14 protein-coding genes are annotated in these 17963 nt (G+C 68.4%); 10 read left to right on the forward strand and 4 right to left on the reverse strand.

Annotated elements, in window-relative coordinates; translation table 11 throughout:
• Positions 1–294: 294 nt before the first annotated feature.
• Entirely contained in the window at positions 295–780 is a 486-nt protein-coding gene (locus F0357_RS17605) for an Lrp/AsnC family transcriptional regulator (protein WP_312861648.1), read from the reverse strand.
• Between the two features lie 243 nt (positions 781–1023).
• On the opposite strand from F0357_RS17605, the gene alr reads away from it, so the two are divergent.
• From alr to F0357_RS17635, 6 genes are all read left to right on the forward strand, one after another.
• Positions 1024–2169: an alanine racemase gene (alr, locus tag F0357_RS17610; protein ID WP_153485138.1), complete on the forward strand. Its 1146-nt coding sequence runs from the start codon at positions 1024–1026 to the stop codon at positions 2167–2169.
• A 76-nt stretch (positions 2170–2245) separates the two neighbouring features.
• Entirely contained in the window at positions 2246–3499 is a 1254-nt protein-coding gene (locus F0357_RS17615; RefSeq protein ID WP_153485141.1) for a D-amino acid dehydrogenase, read from the forward strand.
• A gap of 189 nt (positions 3500–3688) precedes the next feature.
• Positions 3689–4465, forward strand: coding sequence for an SDR family NAD(P)-dependent oxidoreductase (locus tag F0357_RS17620; protein ID WP_153485145.1), 777 nt, complete (start codon positions 3689–3691; stop codon positions 4463–4465).
• A 13-nt stretch (positions 4466–4478) separates the two neighbouring features.
• Complete coding sequence (locus F0357_RS17625; RefSeq protein ID WP_153485149.1) at positions 4479–5195, forward strand: FadR/GntR family transcriptional regulator; 717 nt, start codon at positions 4479–4481, stop codon at positions 5193–5195.
• A gap of 152 nt (positions 5196–5347) precedes the next feature.
• Positions 5348–6064 carry an aldolase/citrate lyase family protein gene (locus F0357_RS17630; protein ID WP_208948404.1) on the forward strand — a complete coding sequence of 239 codons (717 nt, stop codon included), beginning with the start codon at positions 5348–5350 and terminating at the stop codon, positions 6062–6064.
• Between the two features lie 389 nt (positions 6065–6453).
• Complete coding sequence (locus F0357_RS17635) at positions 6454–7533, forward strand: aromatic ring-hydroxylating oxygenase subunit alpha (protein WP_153485157.1); 1080 nt, start codon at positions 6454–6456, stop codon at positions 7531–7533.
• 282 nt (positions 7534–7815) lie between these two features.
• Here F0357_RS17635 and F0357_RS17640 read toward each other — a convergent pair whose 3' ends face one another.
• On the reverse strand, positions 7816–8556 hold the full coding sequence (locus F0357_RS17640; RefSeq protein WP_208948405.1) for a cupin domain-containing protein: 741 nt from the start codon (positions 8554–8556) through the stop codon (positions 7816–7818).
• Between the two features lie 169 nt (positions 8557–8725).
• On the opposite strand from F0357_RS17640, the gene F0357_RS17645 reads away from it, so the two are divergent.
• Positions 8726–10360: a phytoene desaturase family protein gene (locus tag F0357_RS17645; protein ID WP_153485161.1), complete on the forward strand. Its 1635-nt coding sequence runs from the start codon at positions 8726–8728 to the stop codon at positions 10358–10360.
• Between the two features lie 288 nt (positions 10361–10648).
• Here F0357_RS17645 and xth read toward each other — a convergent pair whose 3' ends face one another.
• The gene (gene xth / locus F0357_RS17650; RefSeq protein ID WP_153485169.1) at positions 10649–11581 is read right to left on the reverse strand and encodes an exodeoxyribonuclease III; all 933 of its coding nucleotides are present in this window, start codon (positions 11579–11581) and stop codon (positions 10649–10651) included.
• The gene (gene erpA, locus F0357_RS17655; RefSeq protein ID WP_153485172.1) at positions 11581–11922 is read right to left on the reverse strand and encodes an iron-sulfur cluster insertion protein ErpA; all 342 of its coding nucleotides are present in this window, start codon (positions 11920–11922) and stop codon (positions 11581–11583) included. Before erpA ends, xth begins: the two co-directional genes overlap by 1 nt.
• An 88-nt stretch (positions 11923–12010) precedes the next feature.
• Between erpA and F0357_RS17660 the strand changes: the two genes are divergently transcribed.
• The 3 genes from F0357_RS17660 (at position 12011) to F0357_RS17670 (ending at position 17894) form a co-directional block, all read left to right on the forward strand.
• Positions 12011–13243 carry a deoxyguanosinetriphosphate triphosphohydrolase gene (locus F0357_RS17660; RefSeq protein ID WP_153485175.1) on the forward strand — a complete coding sequence of 411 codons (1233 nt, stop codon included), beginning with the start codon at positions 12011–12013 and terminating at the stop codon, positions 13241–13243.
• A gap of 168 nt (positions 13244–13411) precedes the next feature.
• Positions 13412–15169, forward strand: coding sequence for an arginine--tRNA ligase (argS, locus tag F0357_RS17665; RefSeq protein ID WP_153485177.1), 1758 nt, complete (start codon positions 13412–13414; stop codon positions 15167–15169).
• Positions 15170–15242: 73 nt separating this feature from the next.
• A complete protein-coding gene (locus F0357_RS17670; RefSeq protein WP_153485179.1) occupies positions 15243–17894 on the forward strand; it encodes an SPOR domain-containing protein in 2652 nt (883 codons plus the stop codon).
• Positions 17895–17963 lie beyond the last annotated feature (69 nt).

A 17963-nucleotide genomic window follows, 5' to 3' on the forward strand; every position in this document is an offset into this window, starting at 1 on the left:
ACTTGGACGCTTTTCGAAAGTCTCCGGCATTGCTGTCCAGGGACACCGCATCGCCTTCGTCTTCCGCAGGGTCGACCCGATAAAGGATGGCGCGAGGCCAGGCTTCAAGCGGTATCGGTATGTCGTTTCGGGCCGGAAGTCTCTCGAGATGCTTGGTGGCCCAGCGGCAGTCCGATGAAGGGGAGAATATCCGCCTCTCTGCCACCGTCCAGCGGGCCCGATACCCAAAGCGGGTAGATGTCCGCGAATTCATCTTCGCGGCTTCCAGGGATAGGGCCGACCTCTCCGTGTGGCTCACGGCTTGGCGGCGCGGCCGGGCAGGGCGCGGACGGTCTGCCGGACCACCGTGCGGATGGCGAAGCTCGATTGGATGCGGGCGACGCCGGGAAGCCGCGCGAGCTGCTCCTTGTGGACCCGCTCATAGTCGGCGACGCCGTGCGTCTCGACCCGCAGCACATAGTCTGCGAGACCGGTCATCAGATAGCATTCGCACACCTCGGGAATCTTCCGCACCGCCGTTTCGAAGCGGCTCAGGAAGTCCTCCGTCTGCCGTTCGAGCGTGATGTGGACGATCGCCACCGTGACCTCCGCGGCCGGGGATTCCTCGATGATGGCGACATAGCCGCGAATCACGCCGCTCTCTTCGAGCGCCCGCAAGCGGCGCAGGCAGGCCGACGGCGACAGGCCCACCGCCTCGGCCAGCTTGGCGTTCGGCAGCCGCCCGTCGGTGCGCAGCAGGCGGACGATCTTGGCATCGATGGAATCGAGCGGCGCGGTCACGCAACGTCCTTCCGTGATCTGTCAACGATCGTGCGGATATCCCTCAAGGACCGCACTTTGTTGCGGAGAATGCAAAGAAAATCGACGATCCTTGTGCTTCACTCGGACGATCGCCAGGGTGCCTGAGGAGGCGCTTTCCAGGCGTGTGAGGGCCGCCTTCGGCGCGGACCTCTGTCGTTGGCACCGAGTTTGCGTCATGCTGACCGCGCGTGGGGTCAGCGCTGCATTGTGGTGAGGCACCCGATGGTTTTTCAGTCCGCGATCGCGCCGGGCCTCGGCCCTGTGACCTCTTCGGCGGCCGCCGCCGGCGCCACGCTTACGATCGATCTCGCGGCCATCCGGCGCAACTATCGTGCGCTCGCCGCGCGGCTGAAGCCGGGCACGGTGTGCTCCGCCGTCGTGAAGGCCGACAGCTACGGGCTCGGTGCTGCGCGCATCGCCCCGATGCTCGCGGACGCCGGGTGCCGCCATTTCTTCGTCGCCCATCTCGGTGAGGCGGAGGCGATCCGTCCGCTGCTTCCGGCCGCCTGCGCCATCTATGTGCTGCACGGTGTGATGCCCGGTGCCGAGGCCGAATGCCTCGCGGCCGGCGCGACGCCGGTCCTCAACAATCTCGGCCAGATCGAGCGCTGGGCCGCCTTGGCGAAGCGGGAAGGGCGGCGGCTGCCCGCCATCGTCCAGATCGATTCCGGCATGTCGCGCCTCGGCCTGCCGCCGGAGGAGATCGAGCGGCTCGCGGCCGAGCCCGAGCGCCTCGCCGGCATCGACGTGCACTATGTGATGAGCCATCTCGCCTGCGCCGACGAGCCGTCCCACCCGGCGAACCGCGCTCAGCTCGAGGCGTTCGAGGTGCGCCGCCGCCTGCTGCCGGCCGCTCCGGCGAGCTTCGCGGCCTCGCCGGGCATCCTGCTCGGGCCGGATTATCATTTCGATCTGGTGCGCCCGGGCGTCGCGCTCTACGGCGTCTCGCCGGTGTCGGGCGTGCCGAGCCCGGTCGAGCCGGTGGTGCGTCTCGAAGCCCGCGTCGTCCAGGTCCGCGAGATCGGGCCGGGGACGGGCGTCGGCTACGGCCACACCTACATCGCCGAGCGGCCGATGAGGATCGCGGCAATTTCCGTTGGTTACGCGGACGGCTGGATCCGGCACCTCGGCAATCGCGGCGCTGCCTTCATCGGCGCGCACGCGGCCCCCTTCATCGGCCGGATTTCCATGGATTCGGCGACGATCGACGTGAGTGCCATCCCCGGCGAGATCGCCGACGGCACACCGGTGGAGCTGATCGGGCCGCACCGCTCCGTCGAAGAGGTCGCCGTGGACGCCGCGACGATCGGCTACGAGATCCTCACCAATCTCGGCACCCGTTTCCATCGTATCTATGTCGATGCCTGATCGGCATCGGTCGCCCCTTTCGCTGTCTTGAGGCGGTCCGGTCACGGCCCGCTCGTTCGCTCCGGAGTGCTCATCCATGAAAGTCGTCGTGTTGGGCGGCGGCGTCGTCGGCGTGACGACGGCCTATTATCTCGCCAAGGCCGGGCACCAGGTCGAGGTGATCGACCGTCAGCCGGGCGTGGCGCTCGAGACGAGCTTCGCCAATGCCGGCGAGATCTCGCCCGGTTATTCCTCGCCGTGGGCGGGGCCGAGCATCCCGAAGAAGGCGTTCCACTGGCTCTTGATGAAATATGGGCCGCTCGCCGTCTATCCGACGCCGGATCCGTGGATGTGGGTCTGGATCGCCCGCATGCTGCGCAACTGCACCCACGCGCGCTACGAGCTCAACAAATCCCGCATGGTCGGCATTGCGGAATATAGCCGCGATTGCTTCAAGGCGCTGCGCGCCGACACCGGCATCACCTACGACGACCGGGCGCAGGGAACCCTGCAACTGTTCCGCACCCAGAAGCAGCTCGACGGCATCGGCGAGGACCTCAAGGTGCTCGACCGCTACGGCGTACCCTACGAGGTGCTCGATCGCGACGGCTGCACCAAGCCGGAGCCGGGCCTCGCCGCCGTGCGCGAGAAATTCGTCGGCGGTCTGCGCCTGCCCAACGACGAGACCGGCGATTGCCAGATGTTCACCGGCAAGCTCGCCGCGCTCGCCGGCGCGCTCGGCGTCACCTTCCGCTTCGACACGCCTGTGAAGCAGATCCTCGCCGACGGCGGGCGGATCACCGGGATCGAGACCGACAAGGACATCCTGACCGCCGACCATTATGTTGTGGCGCTCGGCCCGCACTCGCCCTTCCTGCTGCGCCCGATCGGGATTCCGGTGCCGGTCTATCCGGTCAAGGGCTATTCGATCACCGTGCCGATCGTGAAGCCGGAGCGGGCACCGGAATCGACGGTGATGGACGAGACCTACAAGATTGCCATCACCCGCCTCGGCGACCGCATCCGCGTCGGCGGCACGGCGGAATTGTCTGGCTATTCGACGACGCTGCGCGCAGGGCGGCGGGCGACGCTGGAGCATTCGGTCGGCGATCTCTTCCCCGGTGCCGGCGACCTCTCCCAGGCGACATTCTGGACCGGGCTGCGGCCGATGACGCCGGATGGCCCGCCGATCGTCGGGCCGACCCGCTACCCGAATCTCTCTCTCAACACGGGGCACGGCACGCTCGGCTGGACCATGTCGTGCGGCTCGGCTCGCGTGCTGGCGGACCAGATCTCGGGTCGGACGCCGGACATCGACGCGCGCGATCTCGCCTTCGCCCGCTACGCCTGAGCGGGGAAGGGGCCTGCATGGGCCGAAGCGCTCGCCGTCATTGATGGGCTCTTCGGCCTTTTCCCGCGCCATCATCGACAAGAAAATCGGGGTCAACGCGGACGCGCCCAAAGATTTTCTCACCCGAGGCATTCCGATGCGAGCAAGATGCACTAGCATATTGATGGAGCATCGTGTCTGAGGGAGGCCATGGGGGCGCAGACGAGCATTACGACGTCGGTTTATGCCGGCCTTGCGGACGCGCCGGTCATCGTGACGGGCGGCGGCGGAGGAATCGGGGCGGCGTTTGTCGAAGCCTTCGCTCGCCAAGGCGCCAAGGTGGCCTTCGTCGACATCGACCCGGACGGCAGCGCCAAGCTCGCAGAGCGCCTCTCTGACGCTGCCTATCGTCCGATCTATCGGATTTTCGACCTCAAGCACGCCGACGGCGTGCCGGACTTGATGGCCGATCTGATCTCGGAACTCGGGGGCCTCTCCGTCCTCGTCAACAATGCGGGCTACGACGAACGCCACGCCATCGAGGACGTGACGCCCAAGCTCTGGCGCGATCTCCTCGCGGTCAATCTCGACCATCATTTCTTCTGCACCCAGGCGGCTGTGCCGGCGCTCGCCGCGCGCGGCGGCAGCATCGTCAACATGAGCTCGATCGCCTGGCGGCTCGGCATGGGCGGCATGTCCGCCTACGTCACCGCGAAAGCGGGGATCGAGGGGCTGACGCGGGGGCTCGCCCGGGAACTCGGTCCGAAGGGAATTCGCGTGAATTGCGTGCTGCCAGGCGCCGTCCGTACCGCACGGCAAGTGGAAAAGTGGCTCACGCCGGAAGCGGAGCGCGAGATTTCGCAAGGACAATCGCTCGTGGGATGGGTCCACCCGGAAGATGTCACGGGAATCGTGATGTTTCTGGCCTCGAATGATGCAAAGATGATCACCAGCCAGACGTTCGTCGTCGACGGGGGCTGGCTTTAACGGAGAGACGTAGATGGCGGGAGTGGGGGCACGTCCGGCCGCTGAGGATGAGGGGCTGAAGGCAGGCGCTACGAACAGCCTTGCTCATCGCACGGCGGCAACAATTGGATCGGCGATCGTCAAGGGCGATTACAAGCCCGGGGATACGTTGCCGATCGAAGCGGAGATTTGCATGGCGCTGGGCGTCGGGCGCAACATTCTCCGCGAGGCGGTCAAGATCTTGGCCGGGAAGGGGCTTTTGAAGACCACGCGGCGGGTCGGCACGGTGGTGCTTCCGCGCACGTCGTGGACGTTGCTTGACCCGGACATCTTGAATTGGAGCGTCGAGGAAGCCGACAACGCGATCGATCTTCTCGAAGAGATCGCCGAAGTCCGGGCCGCCGTTCTGCCGGAGATGGCCGCGCTCGCGGCGAGCCGCGCGGGATCGGCCGTGCGCGGCGCGCTTGACGACGCGGTGGATCGCCTCGAGCGGGCGAACGGCGACGGCGACGCCCGCGAGGCGGCGGCGCGCCTGTTCCATCGTCGTTTGCTGGAGGCCTCCGGCAACGAGATCGCGGCCTCGCTCGGGCGCTCGTTCGAACTGCTGGCCGTGGTGCCGGACGATCTCGTGGAGGGCGCCAAGCTCTACCGCGCTCTCGCCGCGGCGATCGCCAAAGGCCATCCCGGATCGGCGCGGACGGCGGCCAAACGGCTCATCGAAGCGGAAACGCCGATCGTAGAGGAGGTCTGAGCGGACGGCCCGCCGCAGATCGACGGTGTCACCGACTTCACGAAACCGTCGCGCTTGGCCGCCAAAGTCTTGGCGGAACAAGTCTTGACGGGATGTGCGCCGCAAGGCGCCGGAAGCGATGGGGCGTCGCCGTGGCGAAGGTCGAGCGTCGAATGCGGTCACTGGTTCTGGTGCCGGCCTCCGGTGCCGCGTGGGACGCGGCGCGCAGCAGCGGCGCGGATGCCCTCGTGCTCGATCTCAACGCGCCGACGACGGCCGATCGGGAGCAGGGCATCGCCCGCTTCGCCGCGCTCGGGTCGGGTCGGCTCGCCGGGCCCGCGCGGTTCGTTCGCGTGCGCGGCCTCGCGAGCGGCACCGTCGACGGCGACCTCGACGTGGTGATGCCGCATCGGCCGGACGCCATCGTGCTCCCGGACGTCTCCTCCGGCATGGACGTCCAGCATCTCGCCGCCAAGCTCGCCGTTCACGAGGCCCAGTGCGGCCTCGCCGATCATGCGACGCGGCTCGTCGCGGTCGTCGATTCGCCGCGCGGCTATTTCGGCATCGGCTCGCTGCCCGGCGCCAGCCACCGCCTCGCGGCCATCGTGTTCGATGCCATCACCTTCGCGGCCGAGGCCGGCCTCGACCCGGCGGCACCGGCCGTGCGGCTCGCCCGCGCGACGGTGGTGATCGCGGCCGCCGCCGCGCGGGTGCCGGCCCTCGCGGTCGCCGATGCCGAAACGCCGATCGCCGCGCAATGGACCGCCGCCCATACGGAAGGCTTTGCCGGCCTCATGCTCGGCGCAGCCGCGGACCTCGCGGTTGCCGTGCCCGCCATTCATGGCGGGCGCAAACGCGGGCCGGCATCGCTCGAAGTTTCATCCTCGTGAAATTATCGGCGATCTGAAGGCGGCCGCGCGCCGCTGCGGCCGTCTCCGGACGCGCGAGTGGGTCCACCCGCCCGCCGTCCCGCGCCAGGCGCCGTTCACGTCACAGAATGTGATCCGTTCGTCTGAGCGCCCCCGGCCGTGCCTGAACACCAGGGTGCGCGCCGCTTTTCGCGGTGATCCTCGCCAAAGCGTCCCTCCACTTTGGACCTGCTCTTGCAAAAGCTGCAGAGCTATTTCATGATGATGAAATGAAAAGATCGGTCGTTTCCGGTCGCGGGCCTTCCGTTCGAAGTTTTGAGGGCCCGAGGCGTCGGCAGAAACGCACGGCATAAACACCGTCGTCAGGAGAGGGGCGGCGGATTTCCGGAACGCCTGAGAGGGGCGCGCACATGACCCAACCGTTCAACACCAACGGCATCCAATGGACGCTGCCGGCGTCGGCCTACCGCGACCCGGCGCTCTATGAGCGCGAGCGCAAACAGATCTTCGCCCGCAACTGGTCGCTGTTCTCCTGGTCGGAGCGCGTCCGCGAGCCGGGCGATTATGTCTCCGGCGTCTCCGCCGGCTATCCGATCTTCGTGATCCGCGGCGACGACGGCAAGGTGCGCGGCTTCCACAATGTCTGCCGTCACCGCGGCGCGCAGCTCATCTCCAAGGAAGAGGGACATTGCGGCAAGGTCGTCTCCTGCCCCTATCACGCCTGGGCCTTCAGCCGCTCGGGCCGCCTCATCAAGGCGACCGAGTTCGGGGAGGGCGGCCCGGCTTTCGATCCGGACGAGTGGAGCCTCTACGAGGTCGACGTCGAGGAATGGCGCGGCCTCATCTTCGTGCGCATCGAGCGCGGCGGTCAGGACCTCAAGTCCTGGCTCGGTCCGATCGACACCATGGCGGCCGACTACCCGCTCGACACGCAGAAATATTTCACCTGCAAGAATCGCGACGTCGACGTCGATTGGAAGGCGTACGGCGAGAACTATCTCGAGTGCTATCACTGCCGGATCATGCATCCGGGCCTGTGCGAGTCGCTCGACGTCGATCAATACCGGATCGACACCTACCAGAATGAGTGGTTCTTCCACCTTCATGCGCCGAAGCGGGAAGGCGGCTTCACCCGCGGGCTCTATTTCTACCGCTTCCCGTTCCTGATGCTGAACCTCTACGATTGGGGTTCGTCGATCGCCACGATCGAGCCGCTCGGCCCCGGCCGCGTGCGGCACATCAACTGGTATTTCTTCCAGGACGTTTCGCCGGGGAAGGCGAAGGAGAACCAGGAAGCGGCCGATTGGTCGGCGCAGATCGTCAGCGAGGACCTCGACATCGTCCTCGGCGTCCAGCGCAACCTCAACGCCGGCATCTACCAGCGCGGGCCGCTTTCGCCCAAGCAGGAGCAGGCGGTGTTCGGCTTCCAGGAGATGTATCGCGACGCGATGGCTGGGTCCGGCGATCCGCTGCGCATCGCCGCGGAGTGATCGTCCGAGTCGAATGTGCCGGCCACGGTCGGCACATTCGAACGGCGGCCAAGTGAGCTACGGCAAGCGGCGGAGCCTTCTCCGGCCTCCGAGGACCGTTACGGTTCGAACGGATCAGGCTTCCGCTCAGCGAGCGTTCGGCGCGGCCAAGGCGTTTCCCCACCCCCGCCGCCGTGCCGGACGCTCGTGCATTTTCCGGCCCGCGGCGGCCGCCGGACGGACGCTCGGTGTCTTCCGCGGCAGGCGCCCCGGCTGAGGGGACGGTCGGCGCGGCCGCCCGCCTCAATAGGTCGGCGGCGTGATCGCCCAGATGACCCGGGTCTCGCTGTCGCCGGGATTTCGATAGCGGTGCGGCTGGGTGCTCGGAAAGGCGAAGCTGTCGCCTTCCTCGAGGAGGTAGCGGCGGTGATTGACCCAGAGCTCCAGACGGCCGGCGATGACGACGCCGCACTCTTCGCCGTCGTGGCTGTAGGGCTCGGCGCCGGAGCCGCCGCCCGGCTCGAACACGCACAACAGAAGTTCCAGCCGGCCCTCGAGATGCGGCACCAGCAGATAATCCGTGACCCCGAGCCCTTCGAGATGCATCGCCTTGCGACGGTCGGCGCGCACGACGACGTTGTCTTCGACGGCGAGCGGGGCGTCCTCCTGGAAGAACCAGCCGATGCGCACGCCCATCGCGGTGGCGAGGTCCTGCAATTGGCGGATCGTCGGCGTGGAGAGGCCGCGCTCGACCTGGGACAGGTGACCGACCGACATCTGGGCGCGTTTCGCGAGATCGGCGATGGTGAGGCCGTTCGCCCGGCGCAAGCCACGGATCTGCGGCCCGAGCGAGGCGACCGGATCGTCGGCGGACCCGCTGTCTGCGAGTGCCGCCGGCTCCCACGACTCGTCGTCGCGCACGGTGGCGTGGTGGGGCGCGTGGCCGCTGCGGCGCAGCTCGACGCTGTCGCCCTCGGGCCCGTGGCTCTGGCCCGAGCCCGCTCCGCCCGCCTCGTCGTCCGGCGCGTTCCGCATCGACGCCATTCTGGCGCTCCCGTCAAAGTCGGTCGATTTCATTATGGCGCAGCCGATTTCGTCTGCGCGTCAAGAGCTAATCCCGCGCGGGCGACAAAGCAACGCCGCGCGGCGCGGTCGTTCTGTCCGGCCGCATCCCTCGCGAGAACCATAAGATCCTGCCAGTTCGGAGCCCCTCATGTCGAAGCGTTATGATGCCATCATCATCGGAGCCGGTCACAACGGCCTGGTGTGCGCCGCCTATCTGGCTCGCCACGGTCTCAAGCCGCTGGTGCTCGAACGGCGCGACGTGATCGGCGGCGCGGCCGTCACCGAGGAGATTCACCCAGGCTTCCGCGCCTCGATCTTCTCCTACCTGATGAGCATCCTGCATCCGCGCATCCAGGCCGACTTGGAGCTCAAGAAGCACGGGCTCACGGTGATGCCGTCGTCCGACATGCTGTCGCCGCTCGACGATGGCGACTACATCGTGTTCTCCGACGATGTGAAGAAGACGCAGCAGAGCTTCGCCCGCTTCAACGCTCACGATGCCGCGATCTATCCGGAGTTCGACCGCTACCTGAACGACGTGGCGAACGTGTTCCGCAAGCTCCTGTGGGAAACCCCGTTCGATCCCACCAAGCGCGACTTCAAGACGGTGAAGGAGCTCGCCGGCTTCGCCATGCGCAACCGCAAATACGGCGGCAAGTTCTTCAGACTCTACGACATCATGACGATGTCGGCCTACGATTATCTGTCGGAATGGTTCGAGGACGACCGCATCAAGGCCGTGCTCGCCTACTACGCCTCGATCGGCACCTTCGGCGGCCCGAAGTCCCCGGGCTCGGCCTACGTCATCCTGCACCACGTGATGGGTGAGCTCGCCGGTGCCGGCGGCTGGGGCTTCGTGAAGGGCGGCATGGGTTCCATCACCCAGGCGCTCGCCGCCTCGGGCCGCGAATATGGCGCCGAGATCAAGACCGGCGCGCCGATCGCCAAGGTGAAGACGGTGAACGGCCGCGTCACCGGCGTCGTCACCAAGTCCGGCGACGAATACGATTCGGACCTCATCATCTCGAACGCCAACGCCAAGGTGCTCTATCTCGACCTCGTCGGGCGGCAGAACCTGCCCGCCGAGGTGGTGCGCGAAGTCGAGGAATACCGGACCTTCTCGACCGCCTTCAAAATGAACATCGCTTGCGAGCGGCCGCCGCAATATCGCTGCCTGCCGAAGGCGTTGGCGGACGGGGCGCTGGGCAATTGGTCCTATCCGACCTATGTCCATCTGGCGCCGGACATCGATTATCTCGAGAAGGCCTACGACGAAGCCAAGTACGGCTGGTATTCGGAGAACCCGTTCGTCTCGCCGATCGTGCCGACCATCGTCGACGACACCCTGGCGCCTCCTGGCAAGCACGTCGTCAACCTGTTCGGTGGTCATGCGCCGTACACGCTGAAGGGCGGCGACTGGAAGGTCGAGAAGGAGAACTTCCGCAAGAAGGTTCTCGGTGTCGTCGACCGCTTCGCGCCGGGCTTCTCCAACGACATCATCGGCGACCAGTTCCTCATCGCCCCCGACATCGAGGAGATCATCAACATCCCGAACGGGCAGATCTTCCACGGTGAATTGTCGCTCGATCAGCTCTTCTTCCAGCGTCCGATCGCGCACTATGCCGATTACCGCACACCCCTGAAGGGCCTCTATATCTGCGGCGCGTCGACCCATCCGGGCGGCGGCGTCTCGGGCATCCCGGGCTACAACGCGGCCCGCGAGATCCTCAAGGACGTCGGCAAGAAGTCGAACATGGGCTACGCCGTGAAGCAGCGCGCCTGAGGGCGGGGAGGGCGGACGGCCACGCGGCCCGTTCGCCCTTCATCTCAAGCTTCCGCTGCGTGCTCACCTTCCCTTCGCCCCGCTTGCGGGGAGAAGGTGGCGCGGAGCGCCGGATGAGGGGCCTTCTCAGCCCCTCCGCGCTTGCGGACTTGGCGCGTAAAAAAGCCCCTCATCCGCCCCTTCGCGGCACCTTTCCCCGGCGGGGGGAAGAGAGCGGAGATGCCGATTTCCCGACAACGCGATCTGCCCGGGCGGCGCAGCGGGACTCTGGGGCCGCCCGTCGGCGCCTCAGGCCGGCCGCTTCGCCCATTCGCTCGGCGGATTCGCCGCCAGGGTGACGACGACGGGCACGTGGTCGGACGGCTTTTCGAGCGCCCGGACCGCCTTGACGATCTCCACCGCCTGCAAGCGGTCGGCGGCTTCCGCCGAGAGGAGGGCGTGGTCGATGCGGATGCCCTCGTTCTTCTGGAAGGCGCCGGCCTGATAATCCCAGAAGGTGTAGCGGCCGCCCTCGTCGGTCACGGCCCGCACGGCATCGACGAGGCCGAGATGGCCGAGCGCCCGGAAATGGGCTCGCGTCACCGGCTGGAACAGCGCGTCGTTGACCCAGGCTTCCGGCCGCTTGGCGTCCTTCGGCTCGGGGATGACGTTGAAGTCGCCGAGCACGACGAGCGGCTCCTCGAGGGCGAGGAGGCCGCGCACATGGGCGGTCAGGCGCTCCATCCAGGCGAGCTTGTAGGGGAATTTCTCGGTGCCGATCGGATTGCCGTTCGGCAGATAGAGGTTCGCAACCCGGACGATCCCCGCGCCGAGCGGGACGAGCGCCTCGATATAGCGGGCCTGGACGTCGTTGTCGTCGCCCGGCAGGCCGCGGCGCACCACCTCGAACGGCCGGCGCGACAGGATCGCGACGCCGTTGAAGCCCTTCTGCCCGTGGGTCTCGACATTGTAGCCGAGCCGCTCGATCGGCTCGCGCGGAAAGCCCTCGTCGACCGACTTGATCTCTTGGAGGCAGACGACGTCGGGCTGCGCCTCCGCGAGCCAGCCGCACAGGATCTCGATCCGCGCCTTGATGCCGTTGATGTTCCAGGTCGCGATGCGGACATGCTCCGTCGGTTCGAACAGCCCCGGTGTGGCACCGGCGGCGTCGAGGGGAACGGGCGCAACCGTGGCGGCGCGCGAAACGGACGGGAAGAGATCGCCTTCGGCCGGATCGCCCATCAGATCGCGAAGCTCACGCCGCAGCCGCAGGAGGAGGCGGCGTTCGGATTGCGGATCTGGAACGATTGGCCGATCAGGTCGTCGACGAAATCGATCTGCGAGCCTTCGAGATATTGCAGAGAGACGGGATCGATCAGCACCGTGGCGCCGGCCCGCTCGAGGATCAGATCGTCGGCCTCGCGTGCCGCGACGAGATCGTACTTGTATTGGAAGCCCGAGCAGCCGCCGCCTTCGACGCTGATCCGGAGCGCCGTCGAGCCGGGCTCCGAGGCGAGGATCTTGGCGATCCGCTTCGCCGCGCTGTCGGTGAGCGAAACGGAAATCGTGTCGATGGTGGTCATGAGCCGCTGCCTTCCACCCGGCCTCGCGATGGCGCCGGGTTGTCACGATGCGTGCGCCATAGTTAAGAACGAGCGCGCTCCGGGTCAAATGCCACCCGGCGCGAGAACCGCTCGCCGCCGCATACGGGAGGCTCGTCTGAAAGCGCCGTTCGCCGCCGATCCCGCCCGCTCGCGCGGGCGCCGTCTTCCCGAGCCGCCGAGCGCTTCGCGCACGCCGTTCCAGCGCGACCGCGACCGCATTCTCCATTCGACGGCGTTCCGGCGCCTGACCCACAAGACCCAGGTCTTCGTCTCGCACGAAGGTGATCACTTCCGCACACGCCTGACCCACACCCTCGAAGTGGCGCAGATCGCCCGCTCGATCGCCCGCACCCTCGGCCTCGACGAGGACCTGACCGAGGCGGTGGCGCTCGCCCACGACCTCGGCCACACGCCGTTCGGCCACGAGGGCGAGGACGTGCTCGACGCCTGCCTCGCGGGGCACGGCGGCTTCGACCACAACGCCCAGTCGCTCCGCATCGTGACGCGGCTCGAGCGGCGCTATGCCGATTTCGACGGCCTCAACCTGAGCTGGGAAACGCTCGAGGGCATTGTCAAGCACAACGGGCCGCTGATCGACGCCGCCGGCGCCCCGATCGGGCGTTATGCCGCGCGCGGCCTTCCGCATGTGCTCGCAACCCACGCCGAGGCGACCGATCTCGACCTCGCGACCTACCCGAGCGCCGAGGCGCAGGTCGCGGCCATCGCCGACGACATCGCCTACGATGCCCACGACGTCGACGACGGCGTGCGCGCCGGACTGTTCGACGTAGACGAACTCGAGGGCGTGGCGCTGGTTGCTCCGCTTCTCGCCGAAATCCGCGCCCATCCGCGGCTCGACCGGTCGCGCACCGTGCACGAACTCGTGCGTGCCATCGTCGGCGCGCTCGTCGAGGATGCGGTCTCGGAGACCCGGGCGCGCATCGCCCGCTACGCTCCCGCGCGGATCGAGGACATCCGTGCGATGCCGGAGGCCCTGGTCGGGTTCTCTGCGGCGATGGCGCCGCGCGAGAGCGAACTCAAGGCTTTCCTGTTCCGCCGGATGTACCGCCATCCGCAGGTGCTCGCCGTGCGGCACGAGGCGGGGCGGGTGGTGCGGCAGCTCTACGAGGCGTTCACCGCCGTGCCCGAGGCGCTGCCCGCGCCGTGGAGCCGGGACCTCGCCGGCCTCGACGAGACGAGCTTCCACCGGCGTGTCGGCGACTACATCGCCGGCATGACGGACCGCTACGCGTTGCAGGAACACCGCCGTCTGTTTGACGATACGCCGGATTTGCGTTAGGCGCCCGCGGGGTTGGGCGTGAATTCCGGACGGCGCCGTGGGCGGCGGGTTCGGCGGCCGTGCCAGGACTGGAAGAGGCGGCGTCGCCGGAGATCGGGCCATGGGGGCCGGTCGCGGTGGGCTTGCTGCGGCGGTCGCCCCATGGCGCCGCCAGACGAGACGGACATCATGAACCTTTATGCCGACTTCGCCGAGCGCATCCGCCACATCCTGATCCGGATCGGGCTTCCCGACCCGGTCAACGCGGACGGCCGCCTGCGCTTCGTGGTGGAGCCCCCGCGGGAGGCCGCCCACGGCGACCTCGCGACCAATGCGGCGATGGTTCTGTCGAAGGATGCCGGGCGCAAGCCGCGTGATCTTGCCGCGGACCTCGCCGGCGCGCTCGCCGACGATCCGGACGTGGCGAGTGTCGAGGTGGCCGGCCCGGGCTTCATCAACATCCGCCTCGAACGGCATATGTTCGCCCATCTGCTCAGGGCGATCGTCGAAACCGGCCGCGATTATGGCCGCTCGACGCTCGGCGGCGCCGCGCCCATCAACGTCGAATATGTCTCGGCGAACCCGACCGGGCCGATGCACGTCGGCCATTGTCGTGGCGCCGTGTTCGGCGACGCGTTGGCAAGCCTGCTCGCATTTGCCGGCTACGACGTCACCCGCGAATATTACATCAACGATGCCGGCGTGCAGGTCGACGTGCTCGCCCGGTCCGCGTTCCTGCGCTACCGCGAGGCGCTCGGCGAGGATGTGGGCGCGATCCCCGAGGGCCTCTATCCCGGCGATTATCTGAAGCCCGTCGGTGCCGCGCTTGCCGAACGTCACGGCGAGAGCCTCAAGGCGCTGCCGGAAGCCGAGTGGTTGCCGCTCGTACGCGCCTTCACCATCGACGCCATGATGGTGATGATCCGCGAGGATCTCGACCTCCTGGCGGTGCATCACGACGTGTTCTCGTCCGAGCGCGCCCTAGTCTCCGAGGGGCGCAACCGCGTCGCCGAGGCGATCGACGATCTGCGCTCCCGTGGCCTGATCTACGAGGGCCGGCTCGCCCCGCCGAAGGGCCAGCTTCCCGACGATTGGGAGGACCGCGAGCAGACGCTGTTCCGCTCGACCGATTTCGGCGACGACGTCGATCGCGCCCTGATGAAGTCGGACGGCACCTACACCTATTTCGCCTCCGACATCGCCTACCACTACGACAAATATCTGCGCGGCTTCCGCCTGATGATCGACGTGCTCGGCGCCGACCACGGCGGCTACGTCAAGCGCATGCAGGCGGCGGTGAAGGCGATCACCCGCGGCGAGGGCGGTCTCGACGTGAAGCTCTGCCAGCTCGTCAAGCTGTTCCGGGCCGGCGAGCCGGTGCGCATGTCGAAGCGCTCCGGCGACTTCGTGACCCTGCGCGACGTCGTGGAGGAGGTGGGCCGCGACGCGGTGCGCTTCATGATGCTCTATCGCAAGAACGACGCGCCGCTCGACTTCGACTTCCAGAAGGTCACCGAGCAGACCCGGGACAATCCGGTATTCTACGTGCAGTACGCCCACGCGCGTTGCTCGTCGGTGTTCCGCCAGGTGGCGGAGGAGATCGCCGATCTCGCCGTTGATTCGGTGTCGCTCAAGAACGCCGCGCTCGATCGCCTCGCCGACGAAGGCGAACTTGCGTTGATCGCCAAGCTCGGCGAATGGCCCCGGCTGATCGAGGCCGCCGCCGAGGCTCACGAGCCGCATCGCGTCGCGTTTTATCTCTATGATCTCGCGAGTGCGCTGCACGGCCATTGGAATCGCGGCAAAGAAAAGCCTGACTTACGCTTCATTAATGCGCATGATCGAGAGTTGACCCAAGCTAGGCTCGCGCTGGTGTATGCGACGGCGCAGGTGCTGGCTGGTGGCCTCGGACTGCTCGGCGTGAGCGCGCCGGAGGAGATGCGCTGATCCGGCAGGGCCGGCTGCGCGGTCTCGCCGCGCCGCTGACGCCGCGGGTCTGCAAGCAGAAGCGTTCTTCAAGATGACCGACACCCGCCAGCCTCCGCGCCTCGACACCCGCCCGCAGGGCGCCACCCCCGCCGGGCCCGGCGGCAATGGCGGTCCCGAGGACGATCCGCTCTTCGAGCTCGCCCGAATCGTCGCGGACAGCATCCGCTCCGAGCGCGAGGCCGAGGCCGGCCGGACCGGTCATGCCGCGCCCGAGCCTGTCGTGCGCGCGGTTGAGCCGCCGCCGGTCTCCGGCGGCTTCTTCGGGTTCGATGCGGAAGCCTTCGAAAGCGAGCTTCTGCGCTCGGCCGAGGAGCAGGTCGCTCCGAGCCGTCCGCTGCGCTCGCGCGCGACGCCGGTCGCCCCGCGCGGTGCCGAGCCGGCGCCGCGGATCGAGCCGCCGATGGCGCCGGTCGTTGCGCCCGTGGCGCCCCCGGAAGAGCCCCCCGTCGCGCCGGAACCGGTGTCCTACGAAGAGCCCCTGCGCGAAGAAGACGAGGTCTTCCTCGATCACGACGTGCCGCCGGTCGAGCCGCCCCGCGATGTCGCGCCGCCGCGCTTCTCGCAGGACCGCTTTACCCTTGATTTCGAGGCCGCCCTGTTCGATGGCGAGCCGCCGGCGCCCCATGCGCCGAAGCCCGTCGCGTACGAGCCCGAGCCGCTCGACGAACCGGGCCCATACGGCGAGCCGCCGTTCGAGTACGAAGCCGAGCCGGCCGAGGCGGCGAACGAGTTCGTCGACGAGAGCGACGCCGATGCCGCCGAAATTGTCGAGTCCGCGGGCGCGTTCGTCGAGGAGGAGCCCGCGCCGGAGGAGGAGGCGGAGCCGTTCTCGCCCGCCGCCGTCGAGGAAGCCCCGTCGCCGCAGAAGCGCGGCGCCTTCACGTTCGACCCCGACCTCGAGCAGGCGCTCGGCGGCGAACTGCGTGCGGCGCTCGGCCCGAAGGCTTCCGAGACCAGGGCTGAGCGCGACAAGGATACCCACGGTTCCGATGTTCGCCCGCCTGCGACAGACGAATCGACCCTCATTCTCGGCGCCCGCCCAATGCGCGGGCCGGCTGCGAAGCTCAATAGCCTGAGCCAGCCGGAGCCGGCTGCCGTCGTTCGTCAGGACCAGTCGCAGTTCGAGCCTATCCCGCTGCTCGAGAAGGCGCCGCTGCGCCCGGGCACGTCGCCGGTGAAGCCAACCGTGATCGACACCCCGCCGGTGCCGCCGATCGACGATCCGAAGCCGGCCGCGACCGAGGAGCGTCGCGAGCCCGACTTCGATTTCGGAAGCCTGGACCTCGATCTCGACCATGGCCCCGATCCGGCGGCGATCGGTGCCACGCGCCCGATCGAGCCGGCGAAGCGTCCGGAGCCCGAGGAGGCCGACATCGAGGCGAACGCCGCCGCCGGTTCGCTGTCGTGGCTGCGCAGCGAGCGCGACCCGGCGGGCGACGGCCTCGACAGCGATCCCGGCCAAGACGACGAGGACTCGTTCGGCCGTGCGCCGAAGGGGCGCGGTGGACGGCGCGGTCAGAAGCGCGGCATCTGGATTTTGGCCACCGTCGTCGTGGTGGCGGTTGCGGGCGTCGGCGCCTATCAGGTGCTCGGTCTCGTCGGCGGCAACAGCGCGGGCGGGCCGCCGCCCGAAATCAAGGCGGATTCGTCCCCGGTCAAGGAGGCGCCGCCGAGCACCGATCAGCAGAACGCCTCGACGGACGATCCAAGCAAGGTGTTCTACGATCGCGTCGCCAACACCAACGATCCCGCGAGGCAGAACCTCAACACTGCCGCGGCGCCAGCCGAGTCGGCGCAGGGCGCCGGGGCGACCGCGGGCGCATCGAAGGCCGATCTGCCGGGCGTGAATGTCGGCGATGCGCCGACGTCGGCCGATTCGGACGGGCAGCCTATGGTGCCGCGCAAGGTTCGGACCGTCGTCGTTCGTCCGGATGGAACGATCGTCACCCCGGACCCGTCGCAGGTCGCAGAGGCCGCCGCGCAGAACGCGGCCGGCACGCCGTCGTCCGATCCGTTCGGCGGGGCCGGCGAAGCCTCGCCCCTGAGCCCGCCGTCCGGACAGCCGGCGGCCCCTGGCGCCGATCAAGGCGGCAACGCCGCCGCGGCCCCGGCCGACGACGATTTCTATCCGGCGCCGCCGCGCAAGCCGCTCCGCGCCGGGCAGGTTGCGCCCGCGCCGGCGCAGCCGGCACCCCAGGCGGCCGAGGCCGCTCCGGCGGCGAACGGCGGCAACATGTTCGATGCCGCCCAGGCGACGGTCGGGGCCTCGGCCCCGCCGCCCGCTCCGGCCGAACCGGCCGCGGCACCGGCGGCGCCTGCCGCCGCGCCTGCGCCAGCACCTGCCGCGCCTGCGGCGTCCGAGCCGCAATCACTGGCGAGTGCCGCCGGTGGTACGGCGCCTGCCGCCGCCCCGCCGGCCGCTGCGGCACCGTCACCGGGCGGCTACGGCATCCAGGTCGCGAGCCAGAAGACCGAGGCCGATGCGCAGAAGGTCTATGCGGGCCTTCAGCGGCGGTTCGCCTCGGTGCTCGCCGGCCGTCCGGCGGTGATCCGCCAGGTCGATCTCGGGGCGAAGGGCGTCTATTATCGGGTCAAGGTGCCGGCGGGCTCCTCCGCCGAGGCCGCGTCGCTCTGCAACGCGCTCAAGGCCGCCGGCGGCGACTGCTACGTGAGCAAGCTCTGAGGCTTGTGAGCCACACGCAGGCAGGACGGGTCGGGCCGATGGTCCGGCCCGCGACCTAGCCAGACCCTT

Origin of the sequence: Segnochrobactrum spirostomi (genome assembly GCF_009600605.1) — a bacterium.
Lineage (GTDB): Bacteria > Pseudomonadota > Alphaproteobacteria > Rhizobiales > Segnochrobactraceae > Segnochrobactrum > Segnochrobactrum spirostomi.